This is a genomic window from Paraburkholderia rhynchosiae (assembly GCF_002879865.1).
Classification (GTDB): Bacteria; Pseudomonadota; Gammaproteobacteria; order Burkholderiales; family Burkholderiaceae; genus Paraburkholderia; species Paraburkholderia rhynchosiae.
In genome coordinates, this window is record NZ_PNXY01000072.1 from 1 (window position 1) to 10,304 (window position 10,304).

Below are 10,304 nucleotides of genomic sequence, written 5' to 3' on the forward strand. Positions count from 1 at the left end.
CCCTTTTAAATGGTGACTCGCGCGGCAAGCGACGTGCGCCTGAGGCTAAGAGGTAGCTCTTGCACGGCGCGCGTCGATTATCGTGCAGTGGGAATGCGGCGCTGACGCCGTCTGACATTGCGAAAGCAATCGACTCTTCGACCGGATTGTCGGGCACGAAGTTGTCGGTTGTTTTCTGAAACGGCGCGGCACCTCCTGACCACTGCAACGATCGCATCGACGAAATGAAAGTCGCATTCTGCGCTTCGGACAGACCATTGCCCGCCGCTCCCGAAGCACCGCGAGTTCACGAAAGAGAGACTTCCTCGTTGACGGTGCTGCCACCGAGCCTGGTCCCGTGCGTTGAGAACCTGAATCCGCGATGGATGCGACGAGTCGTTGCGCTCAGGTTGTCGTCCTTGGCTCCGGCCAGGGCCAGCCCTTCCGCTCACCGGACACCTCGCGCTCGCGGGACGAGGCGACCCCGGATCGATTTACTTCCTCCGCCGCATCGTGCAATGGTTCGTCCCCCGCATCGTTCGTCATCCCGGGAAGCCCGTCCCCGAACCACTTCACCCTCTTGCGGAGGTAACCGACATACGAGTTCCAGCCGTCAGGGTTGCCGTCAAAAAGCTCCTGCTGAACGGTGGAGGCCAGAGCTTTGCGGTTCAGCTCGATGTCGAGCAGTTCCTCTGGCCACCGGAAGAACGCGTTGGCGACTCGTGTGCTGAAATCGGCCACCGTCATCTGTGGGGCAAGTGCCTGGAGGAACTCGAAGTCCCGAAACAAATCGTGTTCCTTTGCAAGCTGCAACACCGGCGTGTCGCGCGCACCGGTCCGGGCCAAACATCCCAAAGATTGGAGCATGTCCCCGAGGTGAAGTAAAAGTTCTCGTCTGTCAAATCGGTCGTCCATCGGATATCTCCACTTGCTGCGCCCCTTCCAGGAATAGGTCGGTTCTTCTGCGCGATGCATCGTCCCGGCGCATCTTATCCCGGCGCGTCCTCATCGACCAATGCATCGTCATCTCCCACTGCAGGACAGGAGCGGCGCTGTCTGGCGCCGGTGGGTGGGAGGAGCACGGGCTGTCGCCAGCCGGCTCATCTTTATCGTCGTCGCGCGCTGCGGGGTGCGCATGTCCTGTTCGATGACTCGTCATGATTTTCGTCGATGAGACAGGCAGCGAGTCAAGGTCTTACTGGGTGTTGTCTCTGCGGTATCGCTCCGGCGCGCAACGCGTATGCCACGAGGAAAACCGGTTTCCAGGGCGGCCAACGTGCCTGCTGCCAGTTCAGCGACATCCCGGCCCACGCGATGCAGCCCGAGTCGAGGTTCATGAGGAGTAAGCCGCTGAACGGCACCCGCGTTCGAAAACTTCAGGCGGACAATTGGACGTTGCCTCCAGCCCCCAAATAACTCTGATCTAGCACGCATTTTGAGGGGACAATCTTAGGGAGACGCGAGAATGCGGGGCAGGCGGCCGGTCGCTCGAGCGTCGGTCCATTCAGCCGATACGGTGCCTCGAAACCGTCGGTATTCTCACCGACTTGTTCGGGGTCGCGCATGGTCTAGTATTTGAATCGTCTTGTGATGCGGTCGCATTGCAAGCGGCGAAATTCCTCAGCGGTAACGAGGCTCGACTTGAAATCAGCTCTCATCGTCAAAACCCAGGCTCAATTGACGGTAGCCCTCATTGCAGGCGCGATCACACAGACCAGCGCGCTGCTGCTTTCGTTCACTGTCGACCTGAGCGCTGACACCGTTTCTCCGACCGCCCTGGTCCTGTATGGCGCGGCGACCGTATTACTTATCTACCGATGGGTCGTTTTCGATGCGCGCAGGGCATTTTGCGAAGCGGTCAAAAAGCGCCAGGTAGTCTTGGAGGGCAGTCCGCCCCACATAACCTGGATTTGTCCAGTCTTTGCCGGGCGCTGGCTCGCACGCCTGCATATTCGCTTGCATCCCGAGCTGGGCGAAGACAAGGCGACGTGACGCCGTACCTGGAGCTTGCAGGCGGTCAGTTCTAATGCGATTTGACGGCGCTACGTTACCCTCCAGCCTGGCTCTCGTTCCTGCTTCTAGCAGCGCTCCCACGCTAAACTTCGTGACAGCGAACATCCGTATTACGCGCATTGACTTGTGGCATAGCGATGGTCCCAGGCGCACATTGGCGGCAGCCGCGGAACGCCTCACTTGCGCTAGACTGGCTTGAGCAACCGGAAGGAGACCTGGATGATACGCAAGACGCTCAATGCCTCGCAACTGCAGCAGGAGGTCAACCGGCGAATCCATCGACTGCAGGAAATCGTCGAGGATGGCGTGAAGATTCGCGTGCCGCGACCGCAGTTGCAAGAGGCGGACAAGACTGGCTGCAACTGGAGCATGAGCCACTTCGGCAACGCGGTCGGTTTTGAGCGCGACATCGAGGGCGTGCTCAAGGCTGTGCGTGCAGAATACAATCTAAATACAGAAGTGAAAGACACCAGCAATCCGTTTGACGACTAACCCGGAAGACATCGATTCCCGTTTGTTTTGATGGCATGGGCATCAAGGGCCTCCTTATCTCAAATGGTCTGTCTTGCGACGCCCCGTCGCAGGTATTCCTCGCTTCAAACCTAAGCTTGCCGCGAGCATCGATACAGCCGCGTGTCGCGCAGAAAATTGCCGCCAATTGACAAATGGACCTTTGGATTCAACCCTGCACACCCTGCGCCGATCTCTATGGGAAGCCTGCGACTGAGACTCCACACCGTGAGCTCACGCTCAACGGCGCCGGTGGCGTAAAAGATGCGCGAGCTGAGGAGCATTACACCTGTGTTCGATGCCGCGCGGTGTTTGCGCGAATTCTTGCGGGGCCTCCGGGTCGGCAAATCTGGATGCTGCTGAACGCCGGCCAGCATTGACGCGATTCAGCAGCCGCCGTCTGGAAAATGGCTGCCGGCAAAACACGTCGTCGGCGCCACGGGAACGGCGCCCAAGTACGTGATGCTAGCCGCCCGTTGCACGTTGCCCTGGTCGCTGAGTTCCTGCTGGAGTTCGGCGACGACTTTGCTTTTGTCGGCCGGCTGAGCCGGCGTTGGTTCGGCCGCACCTGGTTCCGGGTCGATCTCGTGTTTTCCCACGGGCGCCTCAAATGTCCCGTCACCATCGATCTGAAGGCCGGCCGCTTGACTATGCGGATGCCCGGTAGATGCACCTCTATCTGAACTACGCGCCTGCGCAGGACGAAGCCCGGCGAAAACCTCCCAGTCGTGGTTGATCCTCTAGGCGAAGAAAGGGGCGGCCGAGGCACATATGCAGTCGACGTTCTGCCGAATCGCGTCCTTGAGGCAAATACCAGACGGTGTTGGCAGACGAGGCGATGATCGTGCAGAAGTTGGAGCGTGCGACGACGGGAATAGACCGGCGTGCCTACTCGTGAACTGAAACCCGAAATACCAGCGCACCGTGCAACTGATCACCGATGCTGGAAAGTGATGGCCGTGGTGAAGCGATTTTCCATTTCATCATGCGATTTTAATCGCCCACGTCAGCAACGTGACAGCGCCTGAATCAGAAGTGCGGCGCCGGAAGGATGTCTCAAAAATGGCACGTATTCGACGGCGGGCATGATCATGGCATCACTCCTTGCGTATGCGTCCAGTTACCCGGTTTCCGGGGCGGGCGGTGGGGGATAGTGCCTCGCTCACAGCGGCTCCGGTCACTCCGCATGGGGAAATCCGTCTCACTTCTGAGACAAAATGCATGTCAGCTTCATTCCCGCCCCATAGCCGGGGCTCTCCGTTGTATCTCACGGCCTAGCCGCCGCACATGGTCCATTACTTGCTCCTGCCTGGCACAAAGATAAGCAGTCACGCAGAACAACAGACACAACAAAAATCAACGGGGGTATGTGATGGCCAAGAACGTGCGTTTGACAGCGGGGAATTCAGCGCCTATTGACGTGGCATGTCAATCAGACCGTCCCCAGCGTCCTGGCGTGCAGTAAATGCATTCCGCCGCAACGGAAGCCACTGCGGGAGCAGCGGGACAGTGTGCCACCCCAGGGTGGGAGCTGCCACCGACGCCCGGTATCGAAGACGATCCGTTGCTGGGTTGCCTTCTCATCATGACTCGATTGTTCAATCACCCGGTGGGGGCCGACACTCTCGTCGCCGGCCTGCCGCTGATAGACCACCGGTTGACGCCGGCGCTATTCATTCGAGCAGCGGCCCGCGCGGGCATGTCGGCCAGGCTTGTGAGGCGTTCGCTGGAAAGGATCTCCGACCTGGTCCTGCCAGCAGTCTTGCTGCTGAATGACAGGCAGGCATGCGTGCTGGTACGCAGCAACACCGGCGGACGCATGCAAGTCATCCTCCCCGAAACGGGCACCGGAGAAGAAGAGGTCAGCCTTGAGGACCTGGAGCGCCGGTACACTGGCCATGCGCTGTTCGCCCGCCGCGCTCACCGGTTCGACCAGCGCAACGTGGAAAGTGCGGTGCCTCGTCCTCGCCACTGGTTCTGGGGTGTGGTGGGGCAGTCGTGGCCGATTTACGCGGAAGTGATGGTTGCGTCGATGCTGATCAACCTGTTCGCGTTGGCCATGCCACTTTTCACGATGAATGTATATGACCGGGTGGTGCCGAACCACACACTTGACACTTTGTGGGCACTGGCAGCAGGCATCATGCTGGTGATCGTATTCGATTTGGTGATGCGTACATTGCGCGGCTACTTTATCGACGTGGCCGGCAAGAAGATCGACGTGATTCTCTCTGCGAACATGTTCGAGAAAGTACTCGGCATCCAGATGACCGTGCGGCCGCCTTCCGTCGGCGGGTTCGCTTCGCACATTCAGGAATTTGAGGCGGTACGGGAGTTTCTCACTTCTGCCACTGCGGCTGCCCTGATCGATCTTCCGTTTTCGGTCGTGTTCATCGTGGCGATGTTTTGGGTCGGCGGTGCGCTTGGATGGCTGCCATTGATGGCATTGCCTCTCGTGATTGGCGTTGGCGTTGCCGTGCAAGCGCCGCTTGCACGGGCTGTGCAGGCCAGTCAGCGACACGCGTGCCAACGGCAAGCGCTGCTGATAGAAACACTGGTGGGTCTCGAGGCGATCAAGGTCAATGGCGCTGAAGGACCAATGCAAGCCAAGTGGGAGCAGTTGCTCGGCCAAATGGCGAGGCTTGGGCTGCGGTCACGTTTTCTGTCGGGGTGCGCGGTCAACTTCGCCGTGTTTTCCCAGCAGGCCGCCTATCTCGCCGTGGTTTTGTGCGGCGTCTACATGATCGCGGACGACAAACTCACGACAGGCGGCTTGATCGCCTGCACTATCTTCACTGGCCGTGCTTTGTCGCCGATGAGCCAGGTGGCGACGCTCCTGACCCGCTACCATCAATCCCGCAATGCACTGGCATCAATCGACGGCGTGATGAACCTGCCCGGTGAGCGCCCGGTCGACAAGAGCTTCGTGCATCGTCCAATGTTGCGCGGCGACATCGAGTTCAGAAATGTCAGCTTTTCATACCCCGGCCAGAGTGGCGTGTCGCTCGATGCAGTGTCGTTCAGGATCGCTGCGGGCGAGCGCGTTGGCATTATCGGACGCGTCGGCTCGGGCAAGACCACGATCGAAAGACTCATTCTTGGCCTGTACCCGCCCAGTGCGGGAAATGTGCTTGTCGATGGCGTGGAACTGCGTCAGTTCGATCCCGCGACGCTGCGCCGTGGCATCGGACACGTGCCTCAAGATGTGATGCTGTTCAACGGCAGCGTGAGGGAGAACATCGTACTCGGGGCACCCGGTACGGATGACGCCGCCGTGCTGCATGCCGCGCAAGTCGGGGGCGTGAGCGACTTCGTCAACCGCTTGCCGAACGGATTCGATCTGCTCGTAGGTGAGCGTGGCGAGGCATTGTCGGGCGGTCAGCGGCAGGCCATCGCAATTGCCCGCGCAGTGTTGCTTTCGCCGCCGGTGCTGGTGCTCGATGAACCCAGCAGCGCGATGGACAACCGCTCCGAAGAGTTGTTCAAAGCGAGACTCGCGACCGAGCTTGAAGGCCGCACACTGCTGCTTATTACTCATCGCGCGTCGCTGCTCACGTTGGTCAACCGCCTGATCGTCCTGGATCAGGGCCGAGTCGTCGCCGATGGGCCAAAGGAACAGGTACTGGCCGCTCTTGCAGGGAGGAAGCTCCATGTCGCTACTGGTTAAGCCCACAGGCGCGGATTCATCGCTGGCGTGCCGCCGCGTTAGGCTGAGGGATCTGGCCGGCCGAATCGGCGCAGCCATCAAGCCAGGCAAGGACGATACCGCGTTCATGCGGGAGAGTTGCGCAGCAGCCCTGGAAGGGCCGCGCTATTTCACGCACTGGATTCTCTGGTCGACGCTGGTTTTCTTCGTCGCCGCGTTCGTTTGGGCTGCGTTCACGAACGTGGACGAAGTGACCGTTGGAGAGGGGAAGGTGATTCCGTCAAGCCGGGTGCAAGTGGTGCAGAACCTGGAGGGTGGCATCGTGTCCGAAATCATGGTCCGCGTGGGACAGGTTGTTGAAAAGGGCCAGCCGCTCATGCGCATCGACGATACGCGTTTTACCTCCTCGTATAGGGAGGGACAGGCCAAGGATTCCGCGTTGATCGCCGGGATCGCGCGCCTCACCGCCGAGGCGAACAACACTCCGTTCGTTGCGCCTCGTCAATTGGAGCAGACGAGCCCAAGGCTGCTGGAACAGGAACGATCGCTGTACGAGTCCCGCCAGCGTGAATTGCAGGCCAATCTGGCCGTGCTGAAGCAACAGGCCGACCAACGCCGGCAGGAACTCTCGGAAAAACGTTCACGCGAAGCGCAACTGCAACAAAGCTACAGCCTGGTCGCAAAGGAACTGGCGTTGACGAGCCCGCTTGTGCAGAAGGGTGCGGTGTCCGATGTCGAAGTCCTTCGGCTCGAACGCCAGGCGAACGACATGAAAGGCGACCTCGATGCGACGCGGCTCGCGATGCCGCGGCTGGACGCTGCCTATCGAGAGTCCCGCCAGAAGATCGATGAATTGACTGCGCACTTCCGTGCCGACGCGATGAAGGACCTAAATCAGGCCCGTGCCGAGCAGACGGCTCTGAGCGCGGCCAATGTCGCTCTGGAAGATCGTGTCACGCGCACGCTGGTGCGGGCTCCGTTGAGGGGCATGGTCAAGCAGATCAAGATCAATACAGTCGGCGGCGTAGTTCAGCCCGGCATGGATCTCCTCGAGATCGTCCCGCTTGGCGATACCCTGTTAATCGAAGCGCGCGTGCGCCCGTCGGATATTGCGTTTCTGCATCCAGGGCAGGAGGCCACGGTCAAGCTTTCTGCATACGACTTCTCCATTTATGGAGGCTTTCCTGCGACCGTGGAGGACATTAGCGCTGATACGTTGTTGCCCGAACGCCCCAGCGAGAAAGCTGACAGTTACTACCGAATCCTGGTTCGCACCAGGCAGAACAAGCCCAGCGGGCAAAGTGAGCCGGTCACGATTTTGCCGGGCATGATGGCGACGGTCGATATCAGGACTGGGCGAAGGACCGTGCTGCACTACCTGCTCAAACCCGTGATCAAGACCAGGGAAACGGCGCTGCGCGAGCGTTGAGAAGACGATGAGCGAAGCGTGGCGACATCGTCAGCACTATGCATGTGAGGCTAACGACAGATCTGCCTCGCGCGTCGGTTCGTAATCGACCGAGCGCCTGGCCATCTTATTGATTACACGCCGGCGGAGCACGGGCGTACCGCACGCGATGGGCGTCTTGCGCTCAGACGAGTTAACGATAACAAGGACGGGGACGGGGACATCATGACGACCATTAGCAATGGAACTACGGTTTCCATCAGCAATACACCGCAAGCCAACAACGATCTATTTACGTCCGCCCAGACCGGACTCACCGACAATGCGCTCGGCGTCGTCTACCTGAACGTGATGGCCAACGATCTCGGTGGAGCGGCCAAGACGCTCTATTCGATCGACTCCGGTACAGAAGCCACGACTGCGCTCGAGCAAACGGCGCTGCTCACTCAAGATACCGCCAGGGCGGAAGCTGTCAGCGCAGATCACAGCGCACACGGTGCACATCTTTGGATCACGTCGGACGGAAAGGTGGGATATGACGCGAGTCACCTGGATTCAGCCTGGCTCTCGAACAGCTTCAACACCGTCGGATACGCTCAAGATAGTTTTACCTATGCTATTCGGCTCGGCAACGGCACCTTGAGTTGGGCGACCGCCTATGTCGACATTGCGCCGCCTGCGCCCGTCGTCACACTGACGCATGACACTGGCGTTTCGGCCGCAGACCATGTCACGTCCGATGGCGCGCTCGCGGTCAGCGGGCTCGCTCACGGAGCGACGGTGCAATACAGCTGCGACAACGGGGCTCATTGGAGCAGCAGTTTCAGCGCCGCGGCTGAAGGCGTGAACGATGTGCAGGTGAGGCAGATTGATGTAGCCGGGAACGTTTCTTCTGCGGCCACGTTGACTTTCACGATCGATACGGCCGCCGGTGGGGCGCCGGCTGTGGCGCTTGCGATCGACTCGGGCACTAGTGCCAGCGATCGTGTGACCAATTCCGGCGTGCTCAGCCTCAGTGGTGTGGAGAGCGGTGCGACGGTGCAGTACAGCATCGACAACGGGGCGCACTGGAGCAGCAGCTTCAGCGCTGCGGAAGGCGCGAACACCGTCCAGGTCCGCCAGACCGATGTGGCCGGCAACGTGTCGGCGGCGACCAGCTTCAGCTTCACACTGGACACGGCCGCTGCGGCACCCGGGGTGGCGCTCGCCACCGACTCGGGCAGCAGCGGCAGCGATCACGTGACCAGCTCGGGTGCGCTGACGCTTGGTGGTGTCGAAAGCGGCGCGACAGTGCAGTACAGCATCGACAACGGGGCGCACTGGAGCAGCAGTTTCAGCGCTGTCGAAGGCGCGAACAGCGTCCAGGTCCGCCAGACCGATGTGGCCGGCAACGTCTCGGCGGCGACCAGCTTCAGCTTCACGCTGGACACGGCCGCTGCCGCACCCGGGGTGGCACTCGCCACCGACTCGGGCAGCAGCGGCAGCGATCACATCACGAACACCGGCGCACTCAGCCTCGGTGGTGTGGAGAGCGGCGCGACAGTGCAGTACAGCATCGACAACGGGGCGCACTGGAGCAGCAGCTTCAGCGCTGTCGAAGGCGCGAACGGCGTCCAGGTCCGCCAGACCGATGTGGCCGGCAACGTGTCGGCGGCGACCAGCTTCAGCTTCACACTGGACACGGCCGCTGCCGCACCCGGGGTGGCGCTCGCCACCGACTCGGGCAGCAGCGGCAGTGATCACATCACGAACACCGGCACACTCAGCCTCAGTGGCGTCGAAAGCGGCGCGACAGTGCAGTACAGCATCGACAACGGGGCGCACTGGAGCAGCAGCTTCAGCGCCGTCGAAGGCGCGAACAGCGTCCAGATCCGCCAGACCGATGTGGCCGGCAACGTGTCGGCGGCGACCAGCTTCAGCTTCACGCTGGACACGGCCGCTGCAGCACCCGGGGTGGCGCTCGCCACCGACTCGGGCAGCAGCGGCAGTGATCACATCACGAACACCGGCACACTTAGCCTCAGTGGTGTCGAGAGCGGCGCGACAGTGCAGTACAGCATCGACAACGGGACGCACTGGAGCAGCAGCTTCAGCGCTGTCGAAGGCGCAAACAGCGTCCAGGTCCGCCAGACCGACGTGGCCGGCAACGTGTCGGCGGCGACCAGCTTCAGCTTTACGCTGGACACGGCCGCTGCGGCACCCGGGGTGGCGCTCGCCACCGACTCGGGCAGCAGCGGCAGTGATCACATCACGAACACCGGCACACTCAGCCTCAGTGGTGTGGAGAGCGGCGCGACAGTGCAGTACAGCATCGACAACGGGGCGCACTGGAACGGCAGCTTCAGCGCTGTCGAAGGTGCAAACACCGTCCAGGTCCGCCAGACCGATGTGGCCGGCAACGTGTCGGCGGCGACCAGCTTCAGCTTCACGCTGGACACGGCCGCTGCAGCACCCGGGGTGGCGCTCGCCACCGACTCGGGCAGCAGCGGCAGCGATCACATCACGAACACCGGCACACTCGGCCTTAGCGGGGTCGAAAGCGGCGCGACGGTGCAGTACAGCATCGACAACGGGGCGCACTGGAGCAGCAGCTTCAGCGCTGTCGAAGGCGCGAACGGCGTCCAGGTCCGCCAGACCGATGTGGCCGGCAACGTGTCGGCGGCGACCAGCTTCAGCTTCACGCTGGACACGGCCGCTGCGGCACCCGGGGTGGCGCTCGCCACCGACTCGGGCAGCAGCGGCAGCGAT

At 61.3% G+C, this 10,304-nt stretch carries 9 protein-coding genes and 1 pseudogene; 6 read left to right on the top strand and 4 right to left on the bottom strand.

Features of this window, described 5'->3' with window-relative positions:
• Nucleotides 1–208, bottom strand: a 208-nt coding sequence (locus tag C0Z16_RS38505) for a hypothetical protein (protein ID WP_208638670.1), incomplete at its 3' end; no start/stop codon positions are given.
• A gap of 176 nt (nt 209–384) precedes the next feature.
• On the bottom strand, nt 385–894 hold the full coding sequence (locus C0Z16_RS36340) for a hypothetical protein (protein WP_102636764.1): 510 nt from the start codon (nt 892–894) through the stop codon (nt 385–387).
• Between the two features lie 726 nt (nt 895–1,620).
• Here C0Z16_RS36340 and C0Z16_RS36345 point away from each other — a divergent pair.
• Together C0Z16_RS36345 and C0Z16_RS36350 are read left to right on the top strand one after the other, a co-directional pair.
• Nucleotides 1,621–1,971 (top strand): hypothetical protein, encoded by a 351-nt coding sequence (locus C0Z16_RS36345; protein ID WP_102636765.1) that lies wholly within the window; start codon nt 1,621–1,623, stop codon nt 1,969–1,971.
• Between the two features lie 240 nt (nt 1,972–2,211).
• Nucleotides 2,212–2,484 carry a hypothetical protein gene (locus C0Z16_RS36350; protein ID WP_102636766.1) on the top strand — a complete coding sequence of 91 codons (273 nt, stop codon included), beginning with the start codon at nt 2,212–2,214 and terminating at the stop codon, nt 2,482–2,484.
• Between the two features lie 404 nt (nt 2,485–2,888).
• Here the strand turns inward: C0Z16_RS36350 and C0Z16_RS39250 are convergent, their stop codons facing one another.
• Nucleotides 2,889–3,101, bottom strand: a complete 213-nt coding sequence (locus C0Z16_RS39250; RefSeq protein WP_244201512.1) for a hypothetical protein — start codon at nt 3,099–3,101, stop codon at nt 2,889–2,891.
• Between C0Z16_RS39250 and C0Z16_RS39255 the strand changes: the two genes are divergently transcribed.
• A complete protein-coding gene (locus tag C0Z16_RS39255; RefSeq protein WP_244201511.1) occupies nt 3,045–3,185 on the top strand; it encodes a hypothetical protein in 141 nt (46 codons plus the stop codon). The genes C0Z16_RS39250 and C0Z16_RS39255 overlap by 57 nt on opposite strands.
• 204 nt (nt 3,186–3,389) lie before the next feature.
• On the opposite strand, the pseudogene C0Z16_RS39785 reads toward C0Z16_RS39255, so the two are convergent.
• A pseudogene (locus tag C0Z16_RS39785) lies at nt 3,390–3,476 on the bottom strand (IS6 family transposase); the annotation flags it as partial.
• A gap of 491 nt (nt 3,477–3,967) precedes the next feature.
• On the opposite strand from C0Z16_RS39785, the gene C0Z16_RS36370 reads away from it, so the two are divergent.
• From C0Z16_RS36370 to C0Z16_RS36380, 3 genes are all read left to right on the top strand, one after another.
• Nucleotides 3,968–6,169: a type I secretion system permease/ATPase gene (locus C0Z16_RS36370; protein WP_102636768.1), complete on the top strand. Its 2,202-nt coding sequence runs from the start codon at nt 3,968–3,970 to the stop codon at nt 6,167–6,169.
• Nucleotides 6,153–7,577 (top strand): HlyD family type I secretion periplasmic adaptor subunit, encoded by a 1,425-nt coding sequence (locus C0Z16_RS36375; protein WP_102636769.1) that lies wholly within the window; start codon nt 6,153–6,155, stop codon nt 7,575–7,577. Before C0Z16_RS36370 ends, C0Z16_RS36375 begins: the two co-directional genes overlap by 17 nt.
• Nucleotides 7,578–7,781: 204 nt before the next feature.
• Nucleotides 7,782–10,304 (top strand): beta strand repeat-containing protein (locus C0Z16_RS36380; RefSeq protein WP_244201510.1); only part of this gene is annotated, 2,523 nt, incomplete at its 3' end.

Bases quoted from the DNA above. Each gene is read 5' to 3' on its own strand.
- C0Z16_RS36350 (WP_102636766.1), top strand. From the start codon at position 2,212: ATGATACGCAAGACGCTCAATGCCTCGCAACTGCAGCAGGAGGTCAAC.
- C0Z16_RS36370 (WP_102636768.1), top strand. From the start codon at position 3,968: ATGCATTCCGCCGCAACGGAAGCCACTGCGGGAGCAGCGGGACAGTGT.
- C0Z16_RS36375 (WP_102636769.1), top strand. From the start codon at position 6,153: ATGTCGCTACTGGTTAAGCCCACAGGCGCGGATTCATCGCTGGCGTGC.
- C0Z16_RS36340 (WP_102636764.1), bottom strand. From the start codon at position 894: ATGGACGACCGATTTGACAGACGAGAACTTTTACTTCACCTCGGGGAC.